We start from the raw sequence: 13,554 nt of genomic DNA, 5'->3' as shown, positions 1-13,554 counted from the left end.
CTTTCGCGGAAGAGTAGGTCGCTGCCGGTAAAATTTTATATATTATTTAAAAAGAGGTAGTCTGTTTTTAAAATGGACTATCTCTTTTCTGTTTTTTTTATGCTATAATAAATTAAAAATTTCTTTGGAGGGTTTTGGTCATGTTAAAAAGTAATAGAATTGAACTTGTTCCATTTGAGAGCAAATATTTTGAAAAATTTGTAGAGTTTCGGAATAGTGATGATAGTAGAAATTTAACGATGCCGGGTATACCATATCCTGTTACAGTAGAAACTGTTGCAGAAAGGTGGAAAACAAAAAAAGATCCAAAAGAAAATGGAGAATTCGCTATAATACTTAGGAGCACAGGTGAATATATAGGAAATGTTTCATATAATAATGTCGACTGGAAAAATAGAAACTGTGAGATTGCGATAATGATTGGGGAAGAAAAACACAGAAATAAAGGCTATGGTACGGAAGCTTTAAATTTACTACTGGATTTTATTTTTAATGAATTAAATTTACATCGAGTAGAGTTAAGGGTTTATGATTTTAATGAAAGGGCAATAAAGAGTTATGAAAAATGTGGTTTTAAAAAAGAAGGGCTATTGAGAGAAGTAGTATATAAGCACGGTAAGTACATAAATGAATATGTAATGGGAATTTTAAAAGAGGAGTTTATTAATAGAAACAATTATTACCAGGAAAATAATAACAATAATAAGTGAACAAGGAGGATAGTTATGAGAGCTTTTATTGGAATTGATATAGGCGAAAAAGCTATAGAGCAGATAGTGAGATTTCAGGAAACATTGAAAAACTATACTGTAAAAGGGAGATGGACTTATAAAGATAATTTCCACATCACATTAAAATTCTTAGGAGAAATAGAAGTAGAGGCTATTTCTAAAATAGAAGAAGCGGCAAAAGTTGCAGTAAAAGGCATCAGCCCTTTTTACATACGACTTTCAGAAGTAGGATTTTTTAAAGGTGATAAGGAGATGAGAGTTCTGTGGATAGGAACAGAAGAAAGTGAATTTCTAAATAAATTGCATCACAATATAGATAAAGAATTATATAAAATAGGATTTGCAAAAGATGAAAGAAAATTTACTTCTCACATTACTATTGCCAGAGACATACGTTTAAACATTGGAATAGAAGAAGTAAATAATCTTTTTGAAAAACAAGAGAAAGAGGCTATTTTAGTAGATACAATTTTTTTGTATGAGAGCGTTATACAAGAAAATAGAAGAAAATATATTCCTATATTTAGTGTGCCTTTAAAATAAGAAATAAGATGCCTAAAAAGCATCTTACTCTGGGTCTACATAAAGGGTCTTTTGGTTTGTATATATTACAAAACCTGGTTTTGCGCCAGAAGGTTTTTTTACGTATTTTTTTAAGGTATAATCAACAGGTACATTTGAAGAATTTTTCGCTTTGCTATATTTGGCGGCTAATTTTGCAGCTTCAATAAAAGTTGTTTCAGGCACAGATTTGTTATTTGTCTTTATTATGACGTGGGACCCTGGTATGTCTTTTGTGTGAAGCCATATATCGTTAGGATTTGCGAATTTTAACGTTAGATAATCGTTTTGAGTGTTATTTTTCCCTATATATATGTCGAAACCGTCTGAAGATACTACATGTAACGGTTGAGAAAGAGTTTGCCGTGATATTTTTTTCTTTTGCTGCTTATGTATATACCCTTGTTCAGATAGTTCATTTTTTATTTCCTCTATTTCTGATGGTAATGTACAATTTTCCAAGTTCACTAGTTGACCTTCTAAATAAGTTATTTCCTCAAGAGTATCGGATATTTGTTTTTCTATTATTTTATTGGCATTTTTTAACTTGCTGTATTTTTTAAAATATCTTTGGGCATTTTCTGAAGGGGAATATTTTTTGTCAATGGGTATTTCAATTTCTTCGCCAGTGTAATAGTTTATAGTTTTGAAGCTTTCCATTCCTTTTTTTAGAAGGTGCATATTTGCTGTTATAAGTTCGCCGTAAAGTCTAAAAGTGTCAGCATTTTTTGCTTCGTTTAATTCTTGTTGAAGTTTATCTAATTTGTTATAAAGTTTTTCTAAATTGTTGTTGATGATTTTTCTTAAATCCGAGGACCTTGCTTGCAAATTTACTATATTTGCTTTTTCACTGAAAAATTTACAAGCAGCTTGGTTCACTGTAGGGAAAAAAGTTTTTGTAATATATTGAGTCAAATCAATACACGAAAAGTCAATAACTTCATTTTCCTGAAAAGCAATGCAAGGTTTTAAATTTAAGCTTAAAACATCTTCGTATATTTTTTTTATGTTTTGATATAGATTTTCAATTTGCTCATCTTCTATTGATTCTACAAATCTGTCAGATATATTACATCTAAAAGCAACTTCTCTTGCTAAAGTGGGGCTATATCCTTGTAAAATATCTACTAAGGCTTTTTCAATTTTTTTTGATTTGTAGTTGTTAAGTACTTCCTTGAAAGAGGCTAAGAAGAGATTATTTATATTTAACTTTTCCTGCAGTGGTGGATAGACATATTGCCTCCCAGGTAGTACTTCTCTTACTTTACTCATATCGGAATATACTCTTTTTATGCTATCTATTATTGTTTGAGTAGCTTTGTCAATTAATATGATATTGCTGTGTCTTCCCATTATTTCAATAATTAGAGTTTTAATTGTTTGATTTTCTAATTCGTCTTTTGTTTCTATGTCGATTTTTACTATTCTGTCAAATTCTACTTGTTTTATATCTATTATCCTGCCGCTTTGAAGAAATTTTCTCAATAGCATGCAAAACATTGGAGGCTCAGCAGGATTTTCTTTATTTTCTTCTGCAAGATATATTCTTGGATAATTTGCATTAGCAGACAATAGCAGTTTATAGTTTTTACCTTTATTTCGTATTATAAAGATTAATTCTTCTTTTTCAGGTTGATATATTTTATCAATTCTTCCACCAATAATTTCTTCTTTTAGTTCTTTTATTATTGCATGTAAAGTTATGCCGTCCAAAGCCATAGTATAACCTCCAGATTTTATTGTATATAAAAAGTATACCATGAAATCGAAGGGTTTAATAGTGAAAAATTGATTGTGTTGATTTTAGTTGTAACATTTGTTACAATAAAACAAGATGTAAAAATAGGAATTAAAGTTTAATTGCCATAAGTAGAAAATTGAAAAGCAAGAGAAAGAAAGATAGAGGAGGTGGAAAGTTGAAGTGGTTACTTTTTGTGTATAAGGTCCCAAGTGATTCGTCAACAGCTAGGGTTACTATATGGAGAAGAATAAAAAAAATTGGCGCTTTGTATTTACAACAGTCTGTATGTATTGTGCCTTACATGGAAAGGTTTTTAAAAGAAATAGAGAAGCTAAAGGATGAAATTAAAGGCTTTGGAGGAGATTTTAAAGCCTTTGAAGTAGTGGCCCTTGATGAAGAAATAGAGAAGGATGTGATAGAACAATTTAATCATCAAAGGAGGGAAGAATATAGTGAAATAAAGGAACAATGTGAAGAGTTTTTTAAAGAGATTGAAAAAGAGATAGCAAGAAAAAATTTTACTTTTGCAGAATTAGAGGAAAATGAAGATGAGTTGAATAAGTTATATAAGTGGTTTGAAAAAGTAGCCCAAAGAGATGTGTTTGAGTGTGAAATGAAAAAAGAGGTTAAGGATTTATTAGAAAAAGCCAGTCGAGACTTTGAATATTTTGCTTCATTGGTTTATGAAAATAATAAAGAGTGAAGGGAGGCATTTTAATTGTTAAATGTAATTATTTTGGGGTTGACAAGTCTTCTTACAGATATATCTACTGAAATGGTATATCCTTTGATTCCACTTTTTCTCACCTCTCAACTGGGGGCAAGCCCGGCAATAGTGGGTATCATTGAAGGTTTTGCAGAAAGTTTAGCTAGCATACTTAAAGTTTTTTCAGGGTACATATCTGATAAAGTAGGTAAAAGAAAACCTTTAGCTATAGCTGGATATTCTTTTTCCACTATAGGAAAAATGTTTTTGTATTTTGCTACTTCATGGGGATGGGTGTTTTTAGGTAGAACTAGTGACAGATTTGGAAAAGGAATACGAACAGCCCCGAGAGATGCTTTAATTGCTGAAGCTGTAGATAAAGATAAGATCGGAAGAGCATATGGACTTCATAGAGCATTGGATACCTTAGGGGCAACGATTGGAATTGCTTTAGCCTATTATTTTTTGACTTCTTACAAAGGGAATTATAAGGCGGTTTTTATGTATTCTTTAATACCAGCTTTTTTAGGAGTTTTTGTGCTGTTTTTTGCTAAGGAAAGCAAAGTAACAAATCAACTTTCAAAAAAGCTTTCATTTTCTTGGAGAAGTCTTGATAGACGCCTTCAAATGTTTTTAATAGTTATTTTAATTTTTGCCTTGGGTAATTCCTCTAATCAATTTTTGCTTTTAAGGGCGAAAAATGTGGGATTTAGCGATTCGGATGTTATACTTTTGTATTTGGTGTACAACATAGTTTATATGATTTTTTCGTATCCTATGGGAAGATTGTCGGATAAAATAGGAAGAAAGAAACTTCTCATCATCGGCTATTTCCTTTACGGAATAGTGTATTTGGGATTTGCTGTTTTTGGCTTTAAAAGTGCTATGTGGATATTATTTTCTGTTTATGGTTTGTACATCGCTTTGACTGAGGGTGTTGAAAAAGCTTTAGTTGCGGAGATTTCTCCACCTCATTTAAAAGGTACAGTTATAGGGCTTCATGCTACTTTTACAGGCATTGGCCTTTTACCGGCTTCTTTTATAGCGGGAATACTTTGGGATACATTGGGAGTAACTGCACCTTTTTATTTTGGCGGAATTATGGGAGTTTTGGCTGCTATTGGCCTTATGATCGTTTTATGATTGTTTTCCTCACATTTTCTTAAAATATCTAACCAAATTAGCCTTTTTTGTGTTATAATATCCTTGAAGATTAGAAAATGGAGTGATATAGGTGAAATTTACTAAAATGCATGGATTGGGAAATGACTTTATAGTAATTGAGGCTCGAGAAAATGTAGATTATAGTGAATTAGCTATTAAACTTTGTGATAGGCATTTTGGTATAGGGGCGGATGGTCTTTTAGTCGTTGAGCCTTCAGGAATTGCGGATATTAGGATGAGGATTTTTAATGCAGATGGTAGCGAAGCAGAAATGTGCGGTAATGGTTCTAGGTGTTTTGCAAAATATGTTTATGAAAGAGGGATAGTAAAAAAAGAGAAAATGGCAGTGGAAACCTTAGCGGGAGTGATTATGCCAGAAGTTTTTGTAGAAAATGGGAAAGTAGAAAGTGTAAAAGTTTACATGGGTAGTCCTATTTTTGAGGCTAATAAAATACCTGTAAAAAGTGACAAGCAAAAATTTATAAATGAGCCGGTAAAAATAGAGGGGAAAGTTTATAAATTAACTTCTCTAAGGGTAGGAGTGCCTCATACTATTGTTTTTGTAGAATCATTAGATGAAAATATGATTAAAGAATTAGGTCCTAAAATTGAAAAATCTTCCCTTTTCCCTCAAGGCACAAATGTAGATTTTGTAAAAGTAGAAGATAAAGAAAATATTTCTATAAGGACTTGGGAAAGAGGTGTGGGGCTTACTCTTGCTTGTGGAAGCGGTGCCTGTGCCTCTGCAGTAGCTTCAGCAGTTTTAGGTAAAACGGAGCAAAATGTCAATGTCCATTTTAAAGCTGGAAAACTTTTAGTAGAATGGCTGGAAGACAATAGTATTTATTTATCAGGAAGTGTGGAAGAAGTCTTTAGAGGTGAGATAGAGCTTTAGTTTAATACAGAGAGAATTTGACTATAATAAGAAAAAGGTGATATGATGATAAAAAGCATGACCGGTTATGGAAGAGGTGAGATTAAGGAGAAAGGCTATTATATAACTGTGGAAATTAAATCTTTAAACCACAGATTTTTAGATATAAATTGCAGAATGAATAAACTTTTAAGTGGACTTGAAGAAAAAGTGAGAGAATTTGTTTCAAAGCAGATTGAGAGAGGGAGAATAGAATTAAATATTGGCTTTGAAGTATATGAAAAAAGCATTAATGTTATAGAAATTGATGAGAGTCTTTTGTCAGAATATCTTAGAGTTTTTACTGATATAAAGTCTAAATTTGAATTAGAAGGATTTATAAAGGTAAGTGATTTGGTGTATTTGCCAGAGGTTATCAAAGTAAAGAATGATGATTTGGATTTAGAAGAAATATGGGAGTTATTAAAACTGCCATTGAGTGAAGCTATTAATAACCTCATTGACATGAGAAACAAAGAAGGTATAAAATTATACGATGATGTAGTTAATAGGATAGACAAAATTTCAGATATAGTAAAAGAGATTGAAGATTTGAGTTTTGTAATGGTAGAAGATTATAGAAAAAGATTGGAACAGCGTATAAAAGAATTGGGGGTAGATATAGATCATAATAGGATGGCAATGGAAATAGCAATTATTGCTGACAAGTCATGTATTGCTGAAGAAAGAACAAGGCTTAAAAGCCACATTATCCAATTTAAAGATTCTTTAGAAGAAGAAGGGTCTGTAGGTAAAAAATTAGATTTTATAGTTCAAGAGATGAATCGTGAAGCTAATACCATTGCTTCAAAGTCAATAGACTATAGAATTTCTAGTAAAGTCATTGACTTGAAAAATGAAATTGAAAAAATTAGAGAACAAGTTCAAAATATTGAGTAGGGAGGAAAAAGTATGTCGATTAAATTAATAAATATTGGTTTTGGCAATATAATTTCGGCTAATAGATTGGTGGCAATAGTTAGTCCAGAATCTGCACCTATAAAAAGAATAATTCAAGAGGCAAAAAATAGAGGTATGCTTATCGATGCTACATATGGTAGAAGAACAAGAGCCGTTATAATTACTGATAGTGACCACATAATACTTTCTGCTGTTCAACCAGAGACCGTAGCTAATCGTCTCAATTCTAACAAGGAGATATTAGAAGATACTTTAGAAGAAGAGGAAGAAGAGGAAGAGTAGGGGGAATTTGTGTTGTCGAAAAAGAAAAAAGGGTTACTTATTGTACTTTCTGGGCCGTCAGGGGCAGGAAAAGGTACTATATGTAAAGCCTTAATGGAAAAAGAAAAAAACTTAAAATTGAGTATATCTGCTACAACTCGTCAGCCGAGAGTAGGTGAAGTAGAAGGGAAAAATTATTTTTTTAAATCAGAAGATGATTTCCTTAAAATGATTGAAAGTGATTCTTTTTTAGAATGGGCCAAAGTTTACGACCATTATTATGGTACTCCTAAGGAGTTTGTTTTAAAAAATTTAGAAGAAGGAAACGATGTGGTGTTAGAAATAGACATTCAAGGAGCTTTAAAGATAAAAGAAAAGTTTCCTGAGGGGGTTTTTATTTTTATATTGCCTCCTTCAATGGAAGAATTAAAAAATAGGATTAAAAAACGGGGGACAGAGACAGAAGAGGAGATAATAAAAAGATTTAAAAGTGCTTATGAAGAATTAAATTATGTTTCCAAGTACAATTATGTAGTTATAAATGATAGTGTAGAAGAAGCGGTTGAAAAAATTAGAGCTATAATTATTGCAGAAAAATGCAGAGTTGATAGAAATAAGGATTTGTACTTAGAAATCAGGGAGGGATTGACATGATTTTATATCCATCAATTGTAGATTTAATGGAAAAAGTGGATAGCAAGTATACTTTGTGTTCTTTAGTTGCAAAAAGAGCAAGACAGCTTATTGCTGGTGACACTAAATTATTAGACATAGATTCTGATAAACCTGTAACAATTGCTACAGAAGAAGTAAATAAAGGACTTATTACTTATCAAAGACCGCAAAAATATGGAATAAAATAGAGGGTGTTGAAATGAATACAAGCAAAAAAAATGTAGTATTAGGGGTTACAGGAGGTATAGCAGCTTATAAAGCTGCTGACCTTACATCTCGATTAGTAAAAAAAGACATAAATGTGGATGTCATAATGACAAAGGAAGCTACAAATTTCATAAGCCCTCTCACTTTTGAGGCTTTAACTAACAATAAAGTAGTTGTTGATATGTTTGCAGATAGGAAATATTGGGAGATTGAACATATTTCTTTAGCAAAAAAAGCAGATGTATTTGCAATAGTTCCAGCAACTGCAAATATTATTGCTAAAATTGCTCATGGGATTGCAGACGATATGTTAACTACTACTATTCTTGCTACAAAGAGTCCTGTACTAATTGCTCCCGCCATGAATACAAACATGTATACCAATCCTGTAACTCAAAAGAATATTAAAATTTTAAAAGAATATGGTTTTTTATTTGTGGAGCCAGCTGCCGGAAGGCTTGCTTGTGGAACTTATGGCGCAGGAAGATTGGCTGATGTAGATGAGATTGAAAAAGCTATTTTAGAGTTATTGGACAATGAGAAAAAAAGAGATTTTGAAGGGAAAAAGGTGTTAGTAACAGCAGGGCCTACTCGAGAGCCTCTTGATCCTGTAAGATACATTACAAATCGCTCTTCGGGTAAAATGGGCTATGAGATTGCAAAAGCTTTAGTGGAAAGAGGGGCACAAGTGATTTTAATTTCTGGGCCTACTTATATAGAGGTACCTAAAGATGTGACTTTTATTCCTGTAGAAACAGCGGTAGATATGTACAATGCTGTCATGATGCACCTTAATGAAGTAGACATTGTCATAGGGGCTGCAGCTGTTTCTGACTACAGACCTAAAGAGATGAAAAAAGAAAAGATAAAAAAAGATGAAGAGAAATTAACTATTGAATTAGTTAAAAATCCAGACATAATGTATGAAGTAGGACAGAAAAAAGGAAACAAGATTTCGATAGGTTTTGCTGCTGAAACTACTAATTTAGTAGAATATGCACAAAGAAAGTTAAAGGAGAAAAATATGGATTTAATAGTTGCAAATGATGTAACTCAAAAGGGAGCAGGTTTTGAAGTAGACACGAATATAATAAAAATCATAGATAGAGATTTAAACGTAAAGGAGTATCCTTTGATGACAAAGATAGAAGCTTCTCATGTGATATTAGATGAAATAGCTAAATTGTTGTAAGGCCTTTCGGCTTTTTTTATTTGGTAAATATTTAACAGGCGGAGGTTGCCATGTTTGCCGAGGTCGTTGTAGACATTAAATCTTCTAATACTGACAGGGTATATACTTATCGTATTCCTGAAGGAATGAATGTAAAAATTGGGATGAGGGTATCTGTCCCCTTTAATAATAGGTTTATAGAGGGATATGTAATAAGTATTACTGACAAGGCGTCTTATTCAGTGGATAAAATAAAGGATATCCATAGGATTTTAGACAGCTATAGCATATTTGATGAAAAAATGATTGAACTGGCTAAGTGGATGAAGGATTATTATAAATGTTATTTTTCTGAAGCTCTCCAGACTATAATGCCTGTAGGGATAAAGCAAGGGGAAAAGAAAGTAAAGGTTGTGAAAATAAATATTGATGAGATACCTTCACAGCTTTCCAAAAAGGCGCCAAAGCAATACGAAATATTACAATATTTAAAAAATAGAAGTCCTATTAGGCTTTCTGAGCTTGTCAAGGTGCTCAATATAGACTATGGAGTTATAAAAAGTTTACAAAATAAAGGGTATATAGAAATTTACGAGGAAGAAGTATTGAGATTTAGTGTAAAAGATATTGAAAAAACTAAGCCTCTATTATTGACAGAAGAACAACAAAGAGCTGTAGAAGAGGTTAAAAGGTCTATCTTGACAGGCACTTTTGATAAATATTTGCTTTTTGGTGTAACAGGAAGTGGCAAAACTGAAGTTTATCTTCAATTGATAGATGAAGCTATAAAAATAGGCAAAAGCGCTATAGTTTTAGTACCAGAAATCTCATTGACGCCTCAGACTATTGAAAGGTTTGTGAGTCGATTTGGCAATAGAGTGGCTGTAATTCACAGTGGCCTTTCACCGGGAGAACGTTTTGATGAATGGAGAAAAGTAAAAAATGGTTTAGTGGACGTAGTAGTTGGTGTGAGAAATGCAGTTTTTGCTCCTTTTAATAATCTTGGCCTCATTATAATTGACGAGGAACATGAGACCACCTACAAACAATCAGACTTAAGACCTAAATATAATGCTAAAGAAGTGGCAGAAAAGCGGTGTGAAATAGAAAAAGCAGTTCTGGTTATGGCCAGTGCTACTCCTTCTTTAGAGACCTATTATAAAGCTAATAAAGGAGAATATAAACTTATAAGACTTACAAAAAGGATTAATGTTTCTATGCCGCAGATAGAAGTTGTCAATATGAGTGAGGAATTGGCAAGCGGAAATACTTCAATATTTAGTCGCAAATTATTTTCCTATATAAAAGAAAATCTTAAAAGGAAAGAGCAAACTATTCTTTTTTTAAACAGAAGAGGATACTCTTCATTTGTTTCCTGCAGAGATTGCGGTTATGTGCCTAAATGTCCTAATTGTGATATTTCTTTAACTTATCATTTTGAAGATAAAAAATTGGTTTGCCATTATTGTGGTTATGAGGAGACTATGAAAGATACATGTCCTAAATGTGGAAGTAAAAGGATTAGGTATTTAGGCATAGGGACCGAAAGGGTAGAAAACGACATAAAAAAGTTTTTTCCTAATGCAAGAGTTTTGAGGATGGATGTAGATACCACAAGAAAAAAAGGGTCTCATGAGAAAATTTTTTATGACTTTAGAAATGGTAAGGCAGACATTCTAATCGGTACGCAAATGATATCTAAAGGCTTTGACATTCCAAATGTTACGTTGGTGGGAGTAATACTTGCAGATATAACTTTAAATCTTCCTGATTTTAGGTCCAGTGAGAGGACTTTTCAGCTGCTTACTCAGGTAGCTGGAAGGGCAGGAAGAGGTGAAAAGCCTGGAAGAGTAGTAATACAGACCTATGAAGATGACCACTATAGTATAGTTACTGCAAAACAGCAAAATTATGTGAAGTTTTACAACGAAGAGATAAAATACAGAGAAATTTTTAGATACCCTCCTTTTTCACATCTAATGAATATAGTGGTATCAGGAGAAAAGGAGGAAGAGGTTAAAAATACTGCTGTAAGCACTTATTTAACTTGTCAAAAGCTTATTAACAAACTTCAAAATAAGAGTTATAATAAAATATTAGGACCTGCTCCAGCTCCTATAAGTAAAATAAACAACCGATATAGATGGCAGGTCATTTTAAAAAGTGAAGATAGAGACATCTTGACGGAGATAGCAGAAGAAATTCAAAAGATGAAATATTCTAAAGATATAAGGATAGCTGTAGACATTGACCCTTTGAGTATAATGTAAATTTAAGGAGGTATTTATTTTGGCAATAAGGTATGTTAGAAAAATTGGAGATGAGGTCTTAAGAAAAAAAGCAAAACCTGTTACAGAGATAAATTCTCATATTTTGACTATATTAGAGGATATGGCACAAACTATGTATCTCAACGATGGAGTAGGATTGGCTGCTAATCAAATAGGAGTGTTGAGAAGGTTAGTTGTCATAGATGTGGGAGAAGGTCTTTTAGAGCTTATAAACCCTGAGATTGTATATGAAGAAGGAGAACAAGTAGGGGCCGAAGGATGTTTAAGTATTCCGGGAGTAGTAGGAGAGGTTAAAAGGCCTAAAAAAGTAAAGGTAAAATATTTGGATAGAGAAGGTAAAGAGAGGGAAATTGAAGGAGAGGATTTACTGGCAAGAGCTTTATGCCATGAAATAGACCATTTAAACGGGGTTTTGTTTATAGATAAGGCTATAAGATTTTTAGATGAAGAAGAAAAAGAACAGGTTAAGGAGGTATGACTTGTTGAAAATTGTCTTTATGGGGACGCCTGAATTTGCCGTCCCCTCTTTGCAAAAGCTTTTTGAAGAAGGATATGATGTGGCTGCAGTGGTTACGCAGCCAGATAAACAGAAAGGAAGAGGAATGAAATTTAGCTTTTCTCCTGTCAAAGAAGTGGCATTGCAAAAAGGAGTAGAAATTTTACAGCCGGAGAAAATAAAAAACAACCCAGAGTTTTTAAACAGATTAGAAGTGATAAATCCTGACGCCATAGTTGTTGTAGCCTATGGAAAGATTTTACCTGAAGAGATTTTGACTCTTCCTAAATATGGTTGTATCAATGTCCACGCCTCTCTTTTGCCAAAATATAGAGGAGCCGCTCCAATTAATTGGGCTATAATAAATGGTGAAAAAGAAACGGGTATTACTACAATGCTTATGGACAAGGGATTGGATACAGGAGATATGCTTATCAAAAAATCTATTCCTATTTTAGAGGAAGATGATGCGGAAACACTTCATGATAAGCTTTCTCGATTAGGAGCAGAAGTTTTGATAGAAACGTTAAAAGGGTTAGAAAAAGGCAGTTTGACTCCCGTGAAACAGCGGGAAGAGGAGGCTTCTTATTCACCAATACTTACTAAAGAAATGGGACATATAGATTGGAACAAAACGGCAGAAGAAATCCGAAATTTGATAAGGGGAATGAAACCTTGGCCTGGTTGTTACACGTTTTATGGAGATAAAATGTTAAAAATTTGGAAAGGCGAGATAGTTGAATACAATGGGAATGAAGAAAATGGAACAGTTTTAAAGTCAAAAGGGGACTTAATCGTGAAATGCGATAAAGACGCCCTAAAGATAGTAGAAATTCAACAAGAAGGTTCTAAAAAAATGGGTATTAGGGAATATTTAATAGGTCACAATATACCTGAAGGGACAATCTTTAGATAATTTAAAAAGGAGAATTACTTTTGAAGGGGAAAAAAAGAATTTTTTTGGGGATATTGGCAGTTACCTTTTTGGTTTTTACTTTAGTTGTTTTGGGAATTTTATACGTAATAAATAGAGGTAGAATTGAACTTTACAAATATCTACTTATTACGTTAATGATTTTTGTTCTCTTTTTGATGGCTTTAATTGTAGCTGTTATTGGAGCAACATTTTATGTGGTGGTCAGTAAAAAATCTAACAAATTTTTAAGCTCTTTCATAGCAAATTTCTTAGATCTTTTTTATCCCTTCGTGGTATTTGTAGCAAGAGTTTTGGATTTAAAAATTGAAAAGGTAGAGCAGTCTTATATTGAAATAAAGAATTTTTTATTTAATAAAAATATAAAGAGATATGCCCCACAAGACATATTGATATTGTCACCTCATTGCATACAAAATAGCAACTGTAAATTTAAAGTGACTTATGATATAGATAATTGTAGACGATGTGGAAAGTGCCAAATCAATGATTTGGTAAATTTCAAGGAGAAATATGGCGTAAATGTGGCAGTTGCTACAGGAGGTACTCTAGCAAGAAAAGTAGTAAAGGACACAAAGCCAAAGGTTATAATAGCGATTGCTTGTGAAAGAGATTTGACAAGCGGCATGCAGGATGTGAAGCAAATCCCTGTGTATGGTATAATAAATGAGAGACCTAATGGGCCATGTTTTAATACTCGTGTAGAGGTATCAAAGATTGAAGAGACCATAAAAAAAATATTAAATGGAGCATTCCTGTAATGAATAAAAAATAAGGAAGAA

At 32.7% G+C, this 13,554-nt stretch carries 15 protein-coding genes; 14 read left to right on the top strand and 1 reads right to left on the bottom strand.

Features of this window, described 5'->3' with window-relative positions:
- The first annotated feature begins 140 nt into the window (after nucleotides 1–140).
- Together M663_RS0100645 and thpR are read left to right on the top strand one after the other, a co-directional pair.
- Nucleotides 141–710 (top strand): GNAT family N-acetyltransferase, encoded by a 570-nt coding sequence (locus tag M663_RS0100645; RefSeq protein WP_003869561.1) that lies wholly within the window; start codon nucleotides 141–143, stop codon nucleotides 708–710.
- A 15-nt stretch (nucleotides 711–725) separates the two neighbouring features.
- Nucleotides 726–1,274, top strand: a complete 549-nt coding sequence (gene thpR, locus M663_RS0100640; protein WP_004396141.1) for an RNA 2',3'-cyclic phosphodiesterase — start codon at nucleotides 726–728, stop codon at nucleotides 1,272–1,274.
- A gap of 24 nt (nucleotides 1,275–1,298) precedes the next feature.
- On the opposite strand, the gene M663_RS0100635 is transcribed toward thpR, so the two are convergent.
- Nucleotides 1,299–3,011, bottom strand: a complete 1,713-nt coding sequence (locus tag M663_RS0100635) for an NFACT RNA binding domain-containing protein (RefSeq protein ID WP_029687581.1) — start codon at nucleotides 3,009–3,011, stop codon at nucleotides 1,299–1,301.
- A gap of 197 nt (nucleotides 3,012–3,208) precedes the next feature.
- Between M663_RS0100635 and M663_RS0100630 the strand changes: the two genes are divergently transcribed.
- The 12 genes from M663_RS0100630 (at nucleotide 3,209) to M663_RS0100575 (ending at nucleotide 13,533) form a co-directional block, all read left to right on the top strand.
- On the top strand, nucleotides 3,209–3,736 hold the full coding sequence (locus tag M663_RS0100630) for a Chromate resistance protein ChrB (protein ID WP_009052447.1): 528 nt from the start codon (nucleotides 3,209–3,211) through the stop codon (nucleotides 3,734–3,736).
- A 15-nt stretch (nucleotides 3,737–3,751) separates the two neighbouring features.
- Nucleotides 3,752–4,882 carry an MFS transporter gene (locus M663_RS0100625; protein ID WP_009052446.1) on the top strand — a complete coding sequence of 377 codons (1,131 nt, stop codon included), beginning with the start codon at nucleotides 3,752–3,754 and terminating at the stop codon, nucleotides 4,880–4,882.
- Between the two features lie 91 nt (nucleotides 4,883–4,973).
- On the top strand, nucleotides 4,974–5,798 hold the full coding sequence (gene dapF / locus M663_RS0100620; protein WP_029687580.1) for a diaminopimelate epimerase: 825 nt from the start codon (nucleotides 4,974–4,976) through the stop codon (nucleotides 5,796–5,798).
- A gap of 45 nt (nucleotides 5,799–5,843) precedes the next feature.
- A complete protein-coding gene (locus tag M663_RS0100615; protein ID WP_029687579.1) occupies nucleotides 5,844–6,716 on the top strand; it encodes a YicC/YloC family endoribonuclease in 873 nt (290 codons plus the stop codon).
- Nucleotides 6,717–6,728: 12 nt separating this feature from the next.
- A complete protein-coding gene (locus M663_RS0100610) occupies nucleotides 6,729–7,019 on the top strand; it encodes a DUF370 domain-containing protein (protein ID WP_003868203.1) in 291 nt (96 codons plus the stop codon).
- 9 nt (nucleotides 7,020–7,028) lie between these two features.
- A complete protein-coding gene (gene gmk / locus M663_RS0100605; protein WP_029687578.1) occupies nucleotides 7,029–7,652 on the top strand; it encodes a guanylate kinase in 624 nt (207 codons plus the stop codon).
- Nucleotides 7,649–7,861, top strand: coding sequence for a DNA-directed RNA polymerase subunit omega (gene rpoZ, locus M663_RS0100600; RefSeq protein WP_029687577.1), 213 nt, complete (start codon nucleotides 7,649–7,651; stop codon nucleotides 7,859–7,861). Before gmk ends, rpoZ begins: the two co-directional genes overlap by 4 nt.
- Nucleotides 7,862–7,872: 11 nt before the next feature.
- A complete protein-coding gene (gene coaBC / locus M663_RS0100595) occupies nucleotides 7,873–9,072 on the top strand; it encodes a bifunctional phosphopantothenoylcysteine decarboxylase/phosphopantothenate--cysteine ligase CoaBC (protein WP_029687576.1) in 1,200 nt (399 codons plus the stop codon).
- Nucleotides 9,073–9,122: 50 nt separating this feature from the next.
- Nucleotides 9,123–11,321 carry a primosomal protein N' gene (priA, locus tag M663_RS0100590; protein WP_009052443.1) on the top strand — a complete coding sequence of 733 codons (2,199 nt, stop codon included), beginning with the start codon at nucleotides 9,123–9,125 and terminating at the stop codon, nucleotides 11,319–11,321.
- A 19-nt stretch (nucleotides 11,322–11,340) separates the two neighbouring features.
- Nucleotides 11,341–11,820, top strand: coding sequence for a peptide deformylase (def, locus tag M663_RS0100585; protein WP_003868208.1), 480 nt, complete (start codon nucleotides 11,341–11,343; stop codon nucleotides 11,818–11,820).
- Nucleotides 11,821–11,824: 4 nt separating this feature from the next.
- A complete protein-coding gene (gene fmt / locus M663_RS0100580) occupies nucleotides 11,825–12,754 on the top strand; it encodes a methionyl-tRNA formyltransferase (protein ID WP_013570814.1) in 930 nt (309 codons plus the stop codon).
- A gap of 20 nt (nucleotides 12,755–12,774) precedes the next feature.
- Nucleotides 12,775–13,533, top strand: coding sequence for a DUF116 domain-containing protein (locus M663_RS0100575; RefSeq protein ID WP_029687575.1), 759 nt, complete (start codon nucleotides 12,775–12,777; stop codon nucleotides 13,531–13,533).
- Nucleotides 13,534–13,554: the final 21 nt, after the last annotated feature.

It is taken from the genome of Thermoanaerobacter sp. A7A (assembly GCF_000445185.1).
Taxonomy (GTDB): domain Bacteria; phylum Bacillota; class Thermoanaerobacteria; order Thermoanaerobacterales; family Thermoanaerobacteraceae; genus Thermoanaerobacter.
Note: the sequence above shows the minus strand (reverse complement) of the source record. Positions and strands in the feature narration are given on the sequence as shown.

Excerpts from the sequence above, each read along its gene's own strand:
- M663_RS0100645 (WP_003869561.1), top strand. The coding sequence starts at position 141 with ATGTTAAAAAGTAATAGAATTGAACTTGTTCCATTTGAGAGCAAATAT.
- thpR (WP_004396141.1), top strand. The coding sequence starts at position 726 with ATGAGAGCTTTTATTGGAATTGATATAGGCGAAAAAGCTATAGAGCAG.
- M663_RS0100635 (WP_029687581.1), bottom strand. The coding sequence starts at position 3,011 with ATGGCTTTGGACGGCATAACTTTACATGCAATAATAAAAGAACTAAAA.
- M663_RS0100615 (WP_029687579.1), top strand. The coding sequence starts at position 5,844 with ATGATAAAAAGCATGACCGGTTATGGAAGAGGTGAGATTAAGGAGAAA.
- M663_RS0100610 (WP_003868203.1), top strand. The coding sequence starts at position 6,729 with ATGTCGATTAAATTAATAAATATTGGTTTTGGCAATATAATTTCGGCT.
- rpoZ (WP_029687577.1), top strand. The coding sequence starts at position 7,649 with ATGATTTTATATCCATCAATTGTAGATTTAATGGAAAAAGTGGATAGC.
- coaBC (WP_029687576.1), top strand. The coding sequence starts at position 7,873 with ATGAATACAAGCAAAAAAAATGTAGTATTAGGGGTTACAGGAGGTATA.
- priA (WP_009052443.1), top strand. The coding sequence starts at position 9,123 with ATGTTTGCCGAGGTCGTTGTAGACATTAAATCTTCTAATACTGACAGG.